This is a genomic window from Sphaerospermopsis sp. LEGE 08334 (assembly GCF_015207205.1).
Classification (GTDB): Bacteria; Cyanobacteriota; Cyanobacteriia; order Cyanobacteriales; family Nostocaceae; genus Sphaerospermopsis.
This window is the reverse complement of record NZ_JADEXH010000009.1, coordinates 64,857-79,732: the sequence shown is the minus strand read 5'-3', so window position 1 is coordinate 79,732 and position 14,876 is coordinate 64,857. Positions and strand designations below refer to the sequence as shown.

General features: G+C 35.8%; 17 protein-coding genes and 1 other RNA gene. 7 read left to right on the top strand and 11 right to left on the bottom strand.

Annotation, left to right across the window (positions count from 1 at the left end; genetic code table 11):
* Positions 1 to 193: 193 nt before the first annotated feature.
* Together murD and glyS are read right to left on the bottom strand one after the other, a co-directional pair.
* On the bottom strand, positions 194 to 1,735 hold the full coding sequence (murD, locus tag IQ237_RS07010) for a UDP-N-acetylmuramoyl-L-alanine--D-glutamate ligase (protein ID WP_194053643.1): 1,542 nt from the start codon (positions 1,733 to 1,735) through the stop codon (positions 194 to 196).
* Between the two features lie 91 nt (positions 1,736 to 1,826).
* Positions 1,827 to 3,977 carry a glycine--tRNA ligase subunit beta gene (gene glyS, locus IQ237_RS07005; RefSeq protein WP_194053642.1) on the bottom strand — a complete coding sequence of 717 codons (2,151 nt, stop codon included), beginning with the start codon at positions 3,975 to 3,977 and terminating at the stop codon, positions 1,827 to 1,829.
* 117 nt (positions 3,978 to 4,094) lie between these two features.
* Between glyS and IQ237_RS07000 the strand changes: the two genes are divergently transcribed.
* Both IQ237_RS07000 and IQ237_RS06995 read left to right on the top strand, forming a co-directional pair.
* Positions 4,095 to 5,213, top strand: coding sequence for an AAA family ATPase (locus IQ237_RS07000; protein WP_194053641.1), 1,119 nt, complete (start codon positions 4,095 to 4,097; stop codon positions 5,211 to 5,213).
* Positions 5,210 to 5,767, top strand: a complete 558-nt coding sequence (locus IQ237_RS06995; RefSeq protein WP_194053640.1) for a hypothetical protein — start codon at positions 5,210 to 5,212, stop codon at positions 5,765 to 5,767. The genes IQ237_RS07000 and IQ237_RS06995 overlap by 4 nt, the downstream gene beginning before the upstream one ends.
* Before the next feature lie 62 nt (positions 5,768 to 5,829).
* Here IQ237_RS06995 and IQ237_RS06990 read toward each other — a convergent pair whose 3' ends face one another.
* Positions 5,830 to 6,582, bottom strand: coding sequence for a glycoside hydrolase family protein (locus tag IQ237_RS06990; protein WP_194053639.1), 753 nt, complete (start codon positions 6,580 to 6,582; stop codon positions 5,830 to 5,832).
* Between the two features lie 107 nt (positions 6,583 to 6,689).
* Positions 6,690 to 7,229: a 2'-5' RNA ligase family protein gene (locus tag IQ237_RS06985; protein ID WP_194053632.1), complete on the bottom strand. Its 540-nt coding sequence runs from the start codon at positions 7,227 to 7,229 to the stop codon at positions 6,690 to 6,692.
* 177 nt (positions 7,230 to 7,406) lie between these two features.
* Between IQ237_RS06985 and IQ237_RS06980 the strand changes: the two genes are divergently transcribed.
* From IQ237_RS06980 to queF, 5 genes are all read left to right on the top strand, one after another.
* A complete protein-coding gene (locus IQ237_RS06980) occupies positions 7,407 to 7,673 on the top strand; it encodes a YciI family protein (protein WP_194053631.1) in 267 nt (88 codons plus the stop codon).
* 37 nt (positions 7,674 to 7,710) lie between these two features.
* An RNA gene (gene ffs / locus IQ237_RS06975) (signal recognition particle sRNA small type) lies at positions 7,711 to 7,807 on the top strand.
* A 25-nt stretch (positions 7,808 to 7,832) separates the two neighbouring features.
* Complete coding sequence (locus IQ237_RS06970) at positions 7,833 to 8,216, top strand: phasin family protein (RefSeq protein ID WP_194053630.1); 384 nt, start codon at positions 7,833 to 7,835, stop codon at positions 8,214 to 8,216.
* A gap of 198 nt (positions 8,217 to 8,414) precedes the next feature.
* Complete coding sequence (locus tag IQ237_RS06965; protein WP_194053629.1) at positions 8,415 to 8,822, top strand: hypothetical protein; 408 nt, start codon at positions 8,415 to 8,417, stop codon at positions 8,820 to 8,822.
* An 86-nt stretch (positions 8,823 to 8,908) separates the two neighbouring features.
* Complete coding sequence (gene queF / locus IQ237_RS06960) at positions 8,909 to 9,325, top strand: preQ(1) synthase (RefSeq protein WP_194053628.1); 417 nt, start codon at positions 8,909 to 8,911, stop codon at positions 9,323 to 9,325.
* Positions 9,326 to 9,397: 72 nt separating this feature from the next.
* On the opposite strand, the gene IQ237_RS06955 is transcribed toward queF, so the two are convergent.
* From IQ237_RS06955 to IQ237_RS06925, 7 genes are all read right to left on the bottom strand, one after another.
* Positions 9,398 to 9,619, bottom strand: coding sequence for a type II toxin-antitoxin system HicB family antitoxin (locus tag IQ237_RS06955; RefSeq protein ID WP_096572740.1), 222 nt, complete (start codon positions 9,617 to 9,619; stop codon positions 9,398 to 9,400).
* A 234-nt stretch (positions 9,620 to 9,853) separates the two neighbouring features.
* Positions 9,854 to 10,555 carry a serine/threonine protein kinase gene (locus tag IQ237_RS06950; protein ID WP_194053627.1) on the bottom strand — a complete coding sequence of 234 codons (702 nt, stop codon included), beginning with the start codon at positions 10,553 to 10,555 and terminating at the stop codon, positions 9,854 to 9,856.
* 80 nt (positions 10,556 to 10,635) lie between these two features.
* Positions 10,636 to 12,009 (bottom strand): cytochrome c biogenesis protein, encoded by a 1,374-nt coding sequence (locus IQ237_RS06945; RefSeq protein ID WP_194053626.1) that lies wholly within the window; start codon positions 12,007 to 12,009, stop codon positions 10,636 to 10,638.
* Positions 12,010 to 12,178: 169 nt separating this feature from the next.
* The gene (locus tag IQ237_RS06940) at positions 12,179 to 12,919 is read right to left on the bottom strand and encodes a cytochrome c biogenesis protein CcdA (protein WP_194053624.1); all 741 of its coding nucleotides are present in this window, start codon (positions 12,917 to 12,919) and stop codon (positions 12,179 to 12,181) included.
* Positions 12,920 to 13,325: 406 nt separating this feature from the next.
* Positions 13,326 to 13,724, bottom strand: a complete 399-nt coding sequence (locus tag IQ237_RS06935; RefSeq protein WP_194053622.1) for a type II toxin-antitoxin system VapC family toxin — start codon at positions 13,722 to 13,724, stop codon at positions 13,326 to 13,328.
* 4 nt (positions 13,725 to 13,728) lie between these two features.
* A complete protein-coding gene (locus IQ237_RS06930; protein WP_194053620.1) occupies positions 13,729 to 14,025 on the bottom strand; it encodes a hypothetical protein in 297 nt (98 codons plus the stop codon).
* Between the two features lie 82 nt (positions 14,026 to 14,107).
* Entirely contained in the window at positions 14,108 to 14,485 is a 378-nt protein-coding gene (locus IQ237_RS06925; protein WP_194053618.1) for a hypothetical protein, read from the bottom strand.
* Between the last annotated feature and the right edge of the window lie 391 nt (positions 14,486 to 14,876).

Below are 14,876 nucleotides of genomic sequence, written 5' to 3'. Positions count from 1 at the left end.
TAGATGAATGGGGATGATCCTAAATGTGTACATTTATTTTTATTTTAACCGCAAAGGACGCAAAGTACGCAAAGGTAAGACTTTTTCGTTTTGTTCCGGTGATGTTTTTTAAATTGGGGTTTTTGGGATAAACGCAGATATTTTAATTAATTTTTTCTTTCATCTGCGTCTATCTGCGTGTACCTGCGTTAAATTATCCCTGCATTTTATCTACCCAACTTAAACACAACTCCCGGAAATGTTCACCCCTAATTTCAAAATTAGGATATTGATCAAAACTCGCACACGCAGGAGATAATAACACTACTGACGCTTGATATTTTTTAGCTAATTCTGCGGATCTGGGAATAGCTTGATCCATTGTTTCCACAATTTCAAAGTTATTATATCCCACTTCTTTTAATCTTTGAGAAAACGCATTTGCAGCACTTCCAATGAGTAAAACAGCAGCAGCTTTATCTTGAATTTTCTTTAACCAAGCTGTATCATCCCCTGCTTTTGCTTCACCACCAGCTATTAAAATTACTGGACTTTTTACTGATGCTAAACCAACTTCAGCAGCATCATAATTTGTGGCTTTACTATCATTAATAAAGTCAATTTCTGACCATGTACAAATATGTTCTAAGCGATGGGGAACACCAGGAAATTCACTCACAGCGCGACAAATTGCTGCTATTTCTATTCCTGCTAGTCTCGCTGCACCAACTGACATTAATAAATTTTGTTGGTTATGTTCTCCTACCATTCGCAAAGCAGAAACTTCGACAATTTTCTGAGGTGGGGAATTTGCAGATAATTTTTCTATGACCCAGCCATTTTCTATATAAAAGCCTTTTTCACCTATTAAAAAATCTGCACCTTTTACACTTGTCCAATAAGCATTATCCCATTGATTTAAACCAATTTTGTTTAAATAAACATCATCACCGTTAAATATTTGCAACTGGGAATTTTTTAACAGTTTGGCTTTAATATTGTAGTAATTTTCTAAGGTTTGATGACGGGCTAAATGATCTGGTGTAAACGTCGTCCAAATACCAATTTTCGGTGCAAGAGTTACAGAAGATTCTATTTGATAACTACTTAATTCACCTATTACCCAATCTACAGAACCTTGAATTTTAGACTTTGGATTTTCGATAGTTCCTTGTATATCTTCCTTACTTCTTTCTTCAACCAAAAAAGACTCATTTACAATCTCTTTAAAACCCTCTTCCCTTTGTGTACTTTGCGTACTTTGCGGTTCGTTTTCTTCAATTTGCTTTTCATTTAAAGCCACCTCACAAGCAGCATAACCGATATTACCACAAGCAGGAGCATTAAAACCGGCAGCTTGAAAAATAGCAGCAGTTAACGCGGTGGTGGTGGTTTTACCGTTTGTACCTGTAATTGCCACCCAAGGAATATCTTGTAAATGTCTCCATGCGAGTTCCATTTCCCCAATGGTTTCTATTCCTAAATCTCGCGCTTTTAACAAGATAGGAATGTCCCAAGGTACACCAGGACTAACTACTATTAATTTAGGTAATTTGTTAGCTAAATTTAAACTTTCAAAATCTGGGGTGTGTCCTAATTTGACGGTAATTTGTTCTTTAGCAAGTTCTTGTTGTTGTTCCAGGAGGTTTGGGGAGGTATTGCGATCGCAAAGTTCCACCTCCCATCCTTCCTGTTTCAACAATCTTGCCGCAGCAACACCGGACTTTCCCAATCCTATCACAAGAGCTTCTGGCATAGACTGTGTAGCATCCCTGGTTAAGCTACCCTATACTAGCGTTAATTGGCAAAAATTACACCACTTTTTGATTACTTTTGCTACAGATTTTTTACAAATTTTTCACAATTGCGCCAAAGTCAGCTAATACACGGCTATGATTTCGCAATAATCCCAGCAAATTTAACCGATTTCGCTTAATATTGGGGTCTGGGTCCATGACTAAAACGCTATCTTCTCCATCAAAGAATTTACTCACGGTGGGAGCAATTTTTTCTAGTGCTGCTATTAACAGTTGATAGTTGCGTGTTTGCTGTGCGGTTTGGGTTTGGGGTACTAATTCTACTAGGGTGTTATAAAATGCTGATTCCGATGATTTTTGGAATAATTCAGGATTTATTAATGTTTTTGGTTCTAATTGTTGGAAATCTAAATCACCTTGTGCAGCCAGTCTAGTAGAACGGTTAATGGTTTCATAGATTTTTTCTAATGTACCATCTTTGCGGATTTGTTGTAAATAAATTGCGCGATCGCGTACATCCAATAAATCCTGTAATGCGCGTTCTGTGTACTCTGGATCGTTTTCTCCCAATACCGCATTTACCAAGTCATAATCTATCTGTTTTTCTTCTTGTAATAAGGTGCGGATACGTTGCAGGAAAAATTCCCGTAATGTGCTAATTAAAGATTTGGCATCTTTATTAAATGTAGATGCAAAATTCGTTGCTATCTGTTCTAATAGCTTTTCTAAATTGATCTGCAAATTAGAAACCCAAGTAATATTAATGATAGCATTTGCAGCCCTTCTTAAAGCAAAAGGATCGGAAGAACCGGAGGGAATTAACCCCAAACCAAAGATACTAATTAAAGTATCTAATCTATCTGCTAAACCTACTATTTGCCCTGTGAGAGTTTCCGGGAAAATATCATCTGCATTTCTGGGTAAATAATGTTCAAAAATTGCCCTGGCTACTTCTGCATCTTCACCACTAGCTAAGGCGTATTTTTCCCCCATAATTCCTTGTAATTCAGGAAATTCATACACCATTTGGGTTACTAAATCTGCTTTACATAATAAAGCTGCACGTTGAATTTTATTACTTTCACTTTCTGTTAATTGCAATTGTTGAGAAATGAGATTGGCAATATTTACAACTCTCTCAACTTTACCTCTAACTGAACCTAAATCTTCTTGAAATGTGACGGTTTCTAATTGTGGTAAAAAGCTTTCTAAGGGTTTTGCTAAATCAGCTTCATAGAAAAATCTACCATCTGCTAAACGCGCCCGAATTACTCTTTCATTTCCTACAGCAATGATATCTGATTTTGTCGGATCGCCGTTAGAAACGGTGACGAAATTAGGTAAAAGTTCTTTATTTTCCGCAGTTTTGAAAACAGGGAAATAACGCTGGTGCGTTACCATAACTGTGGTTGAAACTTCTGTAGGTAATTTGAGAAATTCATCTTCAAATTTTCCAACTACTGCGGTAGGATATTCTACTAAATTGGTGGTTTCTTCTAATAAGTCTGGGTAAATTTCTGTGAAACCGCCTAATTTTTGCACTGCGGTTTTGACTTGTTCAACAATGATGTTTTCCCGTTCTTCTAGGGAAACGATCACATAACCAGAACGGAGAGTATTTACATATTCTGTTGCGTGGGAAATGGTGACAGGTTCGGGATGTAAAACGCGATGGGTTGGAGAAATGCGATCGCTTTTAACTATCTTCTCACCGTTCTGCAATTCTAAGGGTAAAACATCCCCATCTAATAAAGCAACTAACCAGCGAATAGGACGGGAAAACCTACCATCACCGCTTCCCCACCGCATTAACCGCTTTCCTTCCAAATTCCAAACCCACTGGGGTACAAGTTCGGTTAAAATTTCTGCTACTGGTCGTCCAAGTGTCTTTTTATTAACAAAAACAAAATCACCTTTATCCGTAGAACGCACTTCTAAAGCTGACAGTTCCACACCTTGTTTTTTAGCGAAACCTTCTGCTGCTTTGGTAGGTTGACCATCTTTAAATGCAGCTTGTGCAGGTGGTCCTTTTATTTCTTCTTCTTTGTCGGGTTGTTGAGATGGTAAACCGGTGATGAGAACTGCTAACCGTCGGGGAGTTCCAAAAACTTCCACCGTTTCCGCTTTGAGACTATTAGCTTCTAGAGTTTGAGGAATACGCGATCGCCATTGTGCGATCGCACCACTCAGAAAGCTTGCGGGTAGTTCTTCTGTACCAACTTCTAATAAAAACGCAGTCATAAGTTCACTAATGTTGATCAGTCAATTCCATCAGTTTACCTTGTGATCAGGCTGTGGTGAACAAGATCCTCTAGTAATTGGCGTTGTATGATAGGGTTTGATAAGGAGGGAATTTTTATGTTAAAGCGTATTTATATTGATAATTTTCGGTGTTTGGTAAATTTTGAACTTAATTTTGACTCAATTAACTTATTTCTTGGTGGTAACGGTTCAGGTAAGTCAACAATTTTTGAAGCTTTGAGAAAATTACAAAGTTTTATATTAGGTGATGCTAAATTAGAAGCTATTTTTGATTATTTTGATTTTACTCGTTGGCAAACTTTACCCATACAAAGATATGAATTAGAAATTGATGGTAATGGTGGTAAATATAAATATGAATTAGCCATAGAAGCTAAGGAAAATAAAATATCTATTTTCTCTGAAAAATTATGGTTTAACGGTTATCCACTCTTAAAATATGAAAATAGTGAAGTTACGCTTTTAAAAGATGATTATTCCCAAAGTGCAAAATATCCATTTTTATCATATCAATCTATCTTATCTTCTTTAGTACCAAGAAGTGATAACACAAAATTAACTTGGTTTACAGAAAGAATAGAAAAAATTATAATTGTCCAAATTGTTCCTATTTTAATAAAAAGTGGTGGTGTGGAAACAAAAGATTTAGGTTCTAAAGCTGAAAATTTTGTTGCTTGGTATAAATACATTTCCCAAGATCAGGGCAAAGTAGCAGAATTAATCAATGTCTTAAAAGAAGTATTAGATGGTTTTAGAAGTTTTAAATTTGAATCTCTAGGAGAACAATATGTAGGGTTAAAATTAAAATTTGCATCAGATACAGATAGTAAAAATACTATTGATTATCATTTGGGTGAATTATCAGATGGACAAAAAGTTTTAATTATCTTATATACATTAATTTACTTTATGAAATCAGAAGAAAATACTATTGATTATACAATTTGTATTGATGAACCAGAAAACTTTTTAGCACTTCTAGAAATTCAACCTTGGTTAAGACAACTATATGATTTTTGTGATGAAGGAAAACTACAATCTTTATTAATTTCCCATCATCCCGAATGTATTAATTATCTATTAGCTTCCCCTATTGGTTATTGGTTTGAACGTCAAAGCAACGCACCTGTAAGAGTGAGAAAAATTAGCAATGAAGAAGCTGATGATGCAGGATTAAAAATTTCTGAACTAATTGCACGGGGATGGTTATCATGAGCCAAAAAAGAGTGCAAATTGTGATTTTATGTGAGGATAAACAACAGGAAGTTTTTGCAATTCATTTTTTGCAGAAGCGTGGTTTTATTATAGATAGAAATATCCGCACTGAAATTTGTCCTAAAGGTGCAGGTGAGCAGTTTGTCAGGGAAAAATATGCTAAAGAAGTTGTAGAATATCGCAGACAAAAAAATAAACGTGCGGGAATGTTAATTGTTTTAATTGACGCAGATAAAAAAACTGTCGCAGAAAGACTACAACAATTAAATGATGTACTCACAGAAAATTCTCATCCACTGCGTCAACCTGATGAAGCTATAGCAGTATTTGTTCCTAAAAGAAATATTGAAACTTGGATACATTATCTCCACAGTGAAAATGTTGATGAGGAAACAGAATATACCAAATTTAAAAAGCAGTCAGAATGTAAACCTTATGTTGAACAATTAGTCAATCAATGTTATCAAGGTAATTTAGATAATAATGCTCCTCCTTCTCTCAAAGTTGCTTGTGGAGAATTACAAAGAATTTTACCGTTATTGGATAAGTTATAAATCACAGTTTATTCCCTATCCAATAATGCAAGGCTACCGGAGGAAGAGACATTACCTCAACACTAACTTACTGGAGTTAAAAACAATTTAGCTTCTGCTAATCTCCTCCTTCTCAACCCTGCTTCCACTGAACTACCAGGGTTTCTATATTTAACAAACGTCTCTTCAATTTGATCCCATTGTTGATTCTTTAAAACTCTGGTTATACTCTCAAAATTCTTTGCACCATAGAAATTAGCACCTAAATTATAACCAAAACTCAATAAAGCACCCTGTTGGTTAACATTTAACACATCCCATACAGGAATTTTCTCTAAAGTTGGCAGATAGCTATTTTCTAACTGCAACATTAACAACTCGTCTGCTTCTGCTTTAGTAATTGTTTCACCTAATTTCCACTCACCACCATTTTTCTTGCGAGTGGTTCCCCAACCAATAGTAATAGGTTTACCACCACTTAACGGATCAGGATAAGCTTTAAGAAATAAACCTTCAAATTCTTTAATCAGCGCTACCCCTGGTAAAGGTAGTTTACCAGTTGCACCACCATAAAGAACTAAACTCGCCTTCTCTAAATCATTTAAAGCATTGTTTAAAACCGTCTGAGTGCCTGTTCCCACTACCCCATCAGCTTCAAGTCTTTTTGCTGTTTGAAACTGTTTCACTGCTACTACAGTCTTATTCCCAAAATTACCATCTATGATGCCAGGATCAAAGTTGAGAATTTTTAATATTTGTTGCAACTGCTCAACTTTTGCCCCTTCAGATCCTAATTTAAGGATTTCATTAGAATTGAGAATTAATTTGGTTGTCATAAAGTTATACTGGGAGATAGTTGGAAAATTAACTTACTATTCCCTCATTATCCACCAAAGGATAGATTTTTATGGTTAAAGAAAGGTAAATTTTTTTTCAAGATTTATTACTGAAAAGAAAACTCTGATTTAACGTTCCACTGTCTGCCGTCATGGAGTAGTAAGGTAAGATGAGAAGGCGTAAATTCAAAATATACCTGACGTTCTTTAAAGTCATTCCATGCAGCAGGAAAATCATCTTTTTTTAAATCTCTCCTGGCGACGGTAAGATGAGGGGTAAAAGAGTGATTTTTCCCATCTTTACCGATGATTCCCAAACTACTTTCTATATCATTCATTAAATCTGATTGTAATTTTAAAATTGCTTGACTTTTTACTACATTTATGTATATAACACGAGGAGGAAAAGCCGCAAAACCATCAAGTGTAATGGGTAAGTAATTCTGCTTTTTGGCGAAAGTTTCCATAAAGGTTTCTAAAATTGATATTTCCTTTTTTTCCCACATAAAAGGAGGCTGTAGAGTGATATGTGGAGGGGAATTTTGAGCGCCCCGACTACCATAATTATTAACAAAATGTTGTTTAATTTCGTTAGCGTAATCTTGAATATGTTGGGGTGGAAGGATAGCAATAAAAAAGCGATTCATAATTTAAGGGAACAGGGAACAGGGAACAGAAAGAAAAAGGCAAAAGGCAAAAGTTTCTGAGATTGTGAATTTTGACTTTTGACTTGATTATCCCCAATCACCAATCACCAATCACCAATCACCAATCACCAATTACCAATATGATAATTTAAGAAAAATCTAAACTACTTAATTATTATGCCTTGGTTTGTCAAAATTGAAGCAGGTTTAGTGGATAAGCCCACTTTTGATAAATACGTACCAGCCCATACAGCTTACGTAAAAGCATTGATAGATAAAGGACACCAAGCCAAAACGGGCTATTGGGCGCAAAAAGGAGGGGGGATGATGTTGTTTGAGGCAACTTCAATGGATGAAGCGCAGTCCATCGTGGCTGCTGATCCCTTAGTAGTCAACGGTTGTGTGAGTTATCAACTTTACGAATGGAAAATTGTTGTGGAATGATGCACATTTTTAGAAATTTGATGTTATGATGATTTCAGACCTGGATCTATGCGATCTCAACGCCCAAACTTTGTCAGGACCGGAAGGTAGCAGCAATACGGGATGCTTGCGATAGGCGTAGTCTCCGGGTCGCCCTATTTTTAGGAGTGCTTTGCAGCAATGCCTGGTTTTGGAGATATTGTACAAAAAGCTTTTTACCTGGGTGTAGGCTTGGCTTCTTACGCAGGCGAAAAAGCAGGGGGGAAATTAGCGGAACTGCGATCGCAAGTCCAAAAACTGGCTGACGAAATGGTGGCCAAGGGCGAAATGAACACAGAAGAAGCTCGTCGTTTCGTAGAAGATATGATGAGACAAGCCCAACAGCACCAAACATCTGGTGAAACCACAGAAAAAACAGAAGCTTCTGAACCCCGTCGCATCGAAATAATAGGGGAAGATGAAGAACCGACTGTTAAACAAACTCCCAAAGAAAACGTGGATCACCTGCGTCAACAAGTGCTAGACCTGAAAAAACAATTAGAACAGCTTAAACGCGATCAGTAAGAACTCAGTAAAAACTAATTTCTACCCTGAACCTCAGCAGGAGTTGTGATTGAAATGTTTAATTTGGGTTAATTTGGGGAATGACGCTAAAACTAAAACTGGTTGGATGTGCATTTATGACTATATTCCAGTTATGATCACACTGACAACCGAGAAACCGGAAGCGTCCTGTTTGTAGCCAGTAAGACAGTTAAGCTTATGGAACCGTGGCAAAAAGACTTAGTTGATATCATCGAAACTGTGGCTGATGAAGTCGAAAACTTCTTCCAAGGAATTAATGACATGGTAGATGCTTTTTTTGAGCTAACGGAAGAAATTACCTTCGAGGTACAGAATAACATTGCTGCGGAAATTGACCAGTATTTACAGGAATTAGCAGAACCGCTGATGGAAGCATACTGGGAACTGGAAGACGTGGTGACAGATGTAGATCCAGGTTTTCCATATCAGGTGGAAGCAACAAAGGAACAAAATCCCGCTTGTATAGGTTGCAACAATTATCATGGTCAAGCTTATGGTGGTAATTTGTTAGTTTGTGCAATGCACCCCCACGGTTGGGATGACGAAAATTGCCCAGACTGGGAAAAGAGCAACAGTGAATTTTAAGTGTGAAATAGGTGTTGTCAATGTTAAATTATTATTAGTATTCATGAATCTCTGCATTTTTCTAGAATATTTTCCCAAATCAGTTTATGAGTAATTCCTTGTCTGAAACAGTAACCACCGCAAAACCAGAAATGAAATATGGTGAACGTGAGATTGAAGAAGGAAAACTAATTACATTTCCCAATCCGCGTCCAGGTAGAGAATATGATATTGATATTACTTTACCCGAATTTACCTGTAAATGTCCCTTTTCTGGGTATCCTGACTTTGCGACTATTTACATTTCCTACGTACCGGATGAAAAGGTAGTAGAATTGAAAGCTTTAAAACTGTATATTAACAGTTACCGCGATCGCTATATTTCCCACGAAGAAACAGCAAATCAAATTTTAGATGATGTAGTTGCAGCTTGCGATCCTTTGAAAATGACAGTAAAAGCTGATTTTACTCCCCGTGGAAATGTGCATACAGTGGTGGAAGTAAAGCATAAAAAACGCAAATAAGCAGTTATCTAATAAGTTATGTAGTGAGGACTTCAGTCCTCATTACATAATGTTTTGGAGATTTTTTTATCACTAACCAGCCATTTTATAAATATTAGGTTCAGGTAAAGATTCACCATCAGCTTCATAAGAAATTATTAAAGATTCTAGAGCTTCTTTACCATTAGCAACAGCTTCTTCATAAGTTTCTCCATGAGTGCGCCATTTTTGTCCAGGAAAATCAGGTAAACTAACTAAAAAACAATCATCTTCCTCTGACCATTGAATGATCATTTGATATCTTAATTTATCCATTGTCCCATTAATTTTGTTCATTTTCTTTGGCGTTAATAATTTCTATTGCTGCTAGAATTTCACTTTCTTGATATGGTTTAGCATCTTTACTATCCTTACCTGATATTGTAATTCTTCCAGGATATAATGGATGAGTCTAGTTAGTGTGACTTCCTTTACCTAGACGTTCTGTGAAACCTGATTTTTTGAGCATTTTCTTTAATTCCCTAATTTTCTTAGGCATAATTAACCTGATTAATTTTTGAGAGACTTCTTACCCATTAACCTATTAATAAATGCCAAAATATGACCAGAAATAAACCTAATAAAACGGTAAGTTTTACGGACTGTATTTAACAAAGCATAAGGAACTCGTAACCGCAAAGTGTAAAAAATAGGCAAATATATCAAATAATAAGCTCTTTTTAAATCATCCCATTTTGAGCATTTTTCCTGTTGCAGAAAATCAGAAATATCCACCACCAAACCCCTACCCTCAAACATCATCACATTTTTACCATGTACATCATGGGGGTAAAGTCTGCGAGTGCGAGCATAGTCCAAAGCATAATCAATATCTTTAATTACCTTGGGAGGAATACGCAAACCTCGATGTAAACAATCATAAAGAGTAACACCAAATAATCTTTTCAAAACCAACAAACCATCATGAGCATAAAAACACTCAGAAAAAGCAGGATGAGAACCAAGACGCTGGTAAACCTCCAATTCCTCCTCAAACCCAGGCCGACCAGGTGCGTACATTTTCACCACCACATCAGGATATTCAGGATGAACAACCACCGCTGCATAGTTTCCTGTACCCAACAACTCCCAGGGAGAGGGGATAGCGCGTACTTCTATCGGGTTGTGGGGATGGACACTTTCAATTACGAAATTGGGAATGAGTTCTTGGTGGATAATAGCAATTAGTGACTGTATTTTTGATTTATCCATAGGATATACGCACCTTAATTAGCGGTATTATACCTATAAAATACACCACTTAATTGCTATTGTTGCCCAAATTTAAAAAATTATTTTGTAGCTGGTTGAGTCAGTTGTTCTAAAATTCCCAGAACCTCTCTTTCAAAGGTAACTTGAGCGCGGTTAGTTTTACCACCAATATACAAAACATCACCTTTTTGCAAAGCCCAAATTTGGGAATGGGAAAAATAACTCATCACCACACCCAACATCAACAAAGCAAAACCACTATAAACAATAGGAATACCCGGATCATATTTAATTTGTAAACCCGTGCTACCTACCACATCAACAACTTTCAAATTTACCCCATTTACAGGAATAGACATTCCTGAACGCACGGTATTAATTAGTTTTCCTTGACCATCATATATTAAAACCATGCCTTGTAAATCTTTAGCTAACAGAGAAACACCTTCACTTAAATCTGGTTTTGTAGGTATCCAAGTACCCCAAAGTCTACCTTTACCTTGGGTATCTAACAACGCCATTGGTAATTGGAAAATGGGACTATTATTGAGTTTAATTCTAACGCTGGAAATACCCCAATCTGTTTGATAAAAAACCACACCATGATAACGCAAAGGTTTATTCACATAAATTTTTTCATGATCTATTTCTTTACCTTCATGATCCACAACAGATAAATCAGAATAAAACTGATCAATACCTCCTTTGGGAGTATAATCAATCCAAAATCTATTTACCTTCAATGACCAATCTTTTAATACATCTTGAGAAGACCAAGCACCCGCATCAATGATATTTTTTACCTGGAAAGTATCACCAGAAGCAATCATTTCTTGAGCCATAAAACCCGTCATTGCTCCCCAAATACCCCCCAGTAAAATCATCACAATACCGATATGTACAATAATCGGTCCAATGCGTCCGATGATACCTTTGCGAGCATAGAGAATATCATTTTTTTCTGATGATTGAAAGATTTTATAACGGTTTTTGGTTAAAATTGGAGTGATGGAATTTAAAGCAACATCATTTAATTCTGCACTCAAAGCTAACTTTTTAAACTTCTTCGGATCATCATAATATTGCCATTTTTGGGCAGCTTTTAAAGCTGGTAACTGACGGGTAAAAGTACAAGCAGTTAAACTCGTACCAAATAACACTAATAAAGCCAAAAACCACCAAGTACGATAAACATGATCCAAACCCACAACTTGAATAACTTTCCAAGTCAAAAAACCAAATAAAGCGGGATGTTCAGGGTAATTTGCTTGGTAAAAAGCGGGTGTTTGTCCTTGTTCAATTACCGTACCACTGACACTGAAAATAGCAATAATTAATAACAGAATAATTGCTAACCTTAAATCAGTAATAACAGGTAAAATTTCCCGTTTCAAAAAGCGAACCGGAACAGAAAAAAAATTAAATTCTTTGGATGTCGAATTATCTACAGTCATGGTTTATTTGAGGGAATAGGGAATAGGGAATAGGGAATAGGGAATAGGGAATAGGGAACAGGGAACAGGAAATATATTGAAAGTTCATCCTGTTATCATTTAACTCAATCATAGTCTCATAGTTGATTAATAAAAGCTGAAAGCTGATTACTGATAGCTGAAAGCTTCTTTATAAACTACCAAAAGGAAGACGAGAAAGTAAAGAAAACACCCCGAAACCCACTAACAAAGCACCGCTAACCGGGTTGATCCAACCAGACCAACGACGCAATTCTAGCAGTTTTTTAATTGTTGCAGTAAAAGTACCTGCTAAAATTAAAGGTGTCACATATCCCGCAGTATAAGCAAGTAGTAAAACTGCACCTAAAAGCAAATCTTGAGTATTAGCAACCCAACCTAATAAACTGGCTAAAACTGGTGTGCTACACGGGGAAGCAACTAACCCGAATGTTAAACCAATAGAGTAGGAACGAATACCAGGAGGTAAATCATTAGATATCCAATTTGTTTCACCTAAAGATGGGAATTGTAAAGGTAAGGCTTCTAATAAATTCAACCCCATAATAATAGCGAGAATACTAACAATAATTGGTAGACCAATTCCTACTTGACCGTAGACTTTTCCTACCAAACCTGCTATAATTCCTAAACCTGCTAATGTAGTAGCTAATCCTAATGCAAACCAGGTTGATTGTGCAGCAGCTTGTAATCTACTTTTTGCTTCATAACCGCCAATATAACCAATAGTAATTGGCAGCATGGATAGCATACATGGTGTTAAACTTGTCAACAAACCCGCAGCGAAAATAATCGCAATACTGATCACGCTGAGGTGAGTGAGTTGGTTAGTAACCAGGGTGTTGGCAAATTGTTCGATTTGATAAATTTGGGTTTGCAGATTCTCCAGCATGGGTATATTTTCAATAGAAAGACTGACTCTGTTTGTATTTTAGCTTATTCAGTTTTTTGTTTCTCCCTGATTTTGAATGTGGGAAAAAATAGCTGTAATTTAGTTTTTTGCTGAATGATAATTTTTTTAAATCTATTTTGTGGGAAAAAAGTTGCGACTGGCAGTTTTTCGCAATAGTTAGGGACTTATTGAGAATACTATTGAGAATGGTGTCAATAACTCACGAATTTTCAAGGTTTGGGGATTGATTATTTTGTTGTTCTGTGTTTATAATAATTTCATGTATGATCCAAGGGGTTTTTATAAGTTATGTTTGACGTAGTATCTCTGAGTTTACGTTTGCAGAGGTAGAACCTCTGGGTTTGCATTCCCAGTCTGGAGACTAGGAACGAGTCATTACTGATTTCTATAACCAATTTTCTAATTTTAAACCTGTAATTCTTGATAAATCGGAATCATGGGAAACTAAGGTTAAATCGTGAATTATTGCGGTAGCGGCTATAAATATATCTGCATCTTGAATTGGTAAACCTCTTTGTTTTAAGTCAGCATAAATTTCTGATGCTTTTTTGAAAATTGCCATATCATCTAATAGCAATATCGTGTATTCATGGGATAACTTCTCGAAATCAATTAACTTTCTCGTAGCGTTTATAGCTAAAAGACCTCTTTGAATTTCATAATAAGTCATCCCACTAATAAAAAGTTTTTGCTGGTGACGAGTAGCAATTTCTAGCTTGGTAGTTATTTTTGGATTACGCTTGATAATTGCTGTAACAATGTTGGTATCTAGTAGATATGCCATTGACTTATTTCCGTTTCACCGCTTCATCAAATATTGCCATTTCTTCAGGTGTTAGATCATCTAATAAACCTGCCATTGCGTGTAGTGCTAAAATTTTATTAATTATTTGTGATAAGTCATCATCAGCTATGGTTTCTACGTCATCTCCTGAATTTGGTTTAGTAAAAAGTTCCAACATTTTTTCAATCATCTGTTCTCGTTCTAATCTTTCTTGATACACACTATTATTAGCAATCAGATTTTTCACAATTGCAGAAATTCGTTGATAGGTTGTTTGTTCTTTAATAGATGTGTTGTTCATGTTTTCACCTCTTTTTTTAGGATAGATACTATTTTAGCATATAAAATAAAAATATATACATACCCAGATACCCAATAAATATCTAGGTTGAAATTATTCGTTTGACAACTGGGAAAGATTGAAAAACGAATTTTGCAAGTATTCCTAATTCTTTGTATATTTCACCCATCAACCGCGCAACCGTAGTTTTACCTGTTCCCGGAGGACCACAAAAAACCGAATGCAAGGAAACAGAGATATTAGGTAAACCTTGTTCTTTTCGCATTTTTTGAACTTTTAAGAAATTAATGTAGGTGTTAATGTCACTTTTTACATTTTCCATTCCCACCAAATGATTTAATTTATTAATTACATCATCTAAACCTTGAGAATTAGCATTATCATTATTACTCTTAGAGATATTTAACTCTCTTTTCATCCGTTCTAGTTCAGCTTCTATTTCCCAGTCTGGAAAATTCATAATTTACCTTGAATATGTAAAAACACAGAAACTTATAACTTAATTATACCCACAAAAAACCAACAATGTCAAACATCATTTTTCAAAATATCCTGCACCCCTACCCCTTGAAAATCAGAAAACTTTAACAAATCAAACCTTTCCCATCTTGAGTACATCATTAATATAGAAATACATATCATCTTCACCATCTGCTACAATAATTAATGATTTGTAATTACAGCAGATTTAATATATTTTAAAAAAACTCTTCCTTTGCGTCTTGGCGTCTTGGCGTGAGCTTTAAAAAAGTAGAAAACATTACAAAATTACTTCCTGAGTTTAGCAAGTTTCAAATCTTATATTTTACGATGATCTGCGTAAATTTGAAATAACCACAACAGACACAGGA

What these genes read in the sequence shown, in the direction of transcription:
- murD (WP_194053643.1), bottom strand. Translation starts at nt 1,735, where the DNA reads ATGCCAGAAGCTCTTGTGATAGGATTGGGAAAGTCCGGTGTTGCTGCG.
- glyS (WP_194053642.1), bottom strand. Translation starts at nt 3,977, where the DNA reads ATGACTGCGTTTTTATTAGAAGTTGGTACAGAAGAACTACCCGCAAGC.
- IQ237_RS07000 (WP_194053641.1), top strand. Translation starts at nt 4,095, where the DNA reads ATGTTAAAGCGTATTTATATTGATAATTTTCGGTGTTTGGTAAATTTT.
- IQ237_RS06995 (WP_194053640.1), top strand. Translation starts at nt 5,210, where the DNA reads ATGAGCCAAAAAAGAGTGCAAATTGTGATTTTATGTGAGGATAAACAA.
- IQ237_RS06990 (WP_194053639.1), bottom strand. Translation starts at nt 6,582, where the DNA reads ATGACAACCAAATTAATTCTCAATTCTAATGAAATCCTTAAATTAGGA.
- IQ237_RS06985 (WP_194053632.1), bottom strand. Translation starts at nt 7,229, where the DNA reads ATGAATCGCTTTTTTATTGCTATCCTTCCACCCCAACATATTCAAGAT.
- IQ237_RS06980 (WP_194053631.1), top strand. Translation starts at nt 7,407, where the DNA reads ATGCCTTGGTTTGTCAAAATTGAAGCAGGTTTAGTGGATAAGCCCACT.
- IQ237_RS06970 (WP_194053630.1), top strand. Translation starts at nt 7,833, where the DNA reads ATGCCTGGTTTTGGAGATATTGTACAAAAAGCTTTTTACCTGGGTGTA.
- IQ237_RS06965 (WP_194053629.1), top strand. Translation starts at nt 8,415, where the DNA reads ATGGAACCGTGGCAAAAAGACTTAGTTGATATCATCGAAACTGTGGCT.
- queF (WP_194053628.1), top strand. Translation starts at nt 8,909, where the DNA reads ATGAGTAATTCCTTGTCTGAAACAGTAACCACCGCAAAACCAGAAATG.
- IQ237_RS06955 (WP_096572740.1), bottom strand. Translation starts at nt 9,619, where the DNA reads ATGGATAAATTAAGATATCAAATGATCATTCAATGGTCAGAGGAAGAT.
- IQ237_RS06950 (WP_194053627.1), bottom strand. Translation starts at nt 10,555, where the DNA reads ATGGATAAATCAAAAATACAGTCACTAATTGCTATTATCCACCAAGAA.
- IQ237_RS06945 (WP_194053626.1), bottom strand. Translation starts at nt 12,009, where the DNA reads ATGACTGTAGATAATTCGACATCCAAAGAATTTAATTTTTTTTCTGTT.
- IQ237_RS06940 (WP_194053624.1), bottom strand. Translation starts at nt 12,919, where the DNA reads ATGCTGGAGAATCTGCAAACCCAAATTTATCAAATCGAACAATTTGCC.
- IQ237_RS06935 (WP_194053622.1), bottom strand. Translation starts at nt 13,724, where the DNA reads ATGGCATATCTACTAGATACCAACATTGTTACAGCAATTATCAAGCGT.
- IQ237_RS06930 (WP_194053620.1), bottom strand. Translation starts at nt 14,025, where the DNA reads ATGAACAACACATCTATTAAAGAACAAACAACCTATCAACGAATTTCT.
- IQ237_RS06925 (WP_194053618.1), bottom strand. Translation starts at nt 14,485, where the DNA reads ATGAATTTTCCAGACTGGGAAATAGAAGCTGAACTAGAACGGATGAAA.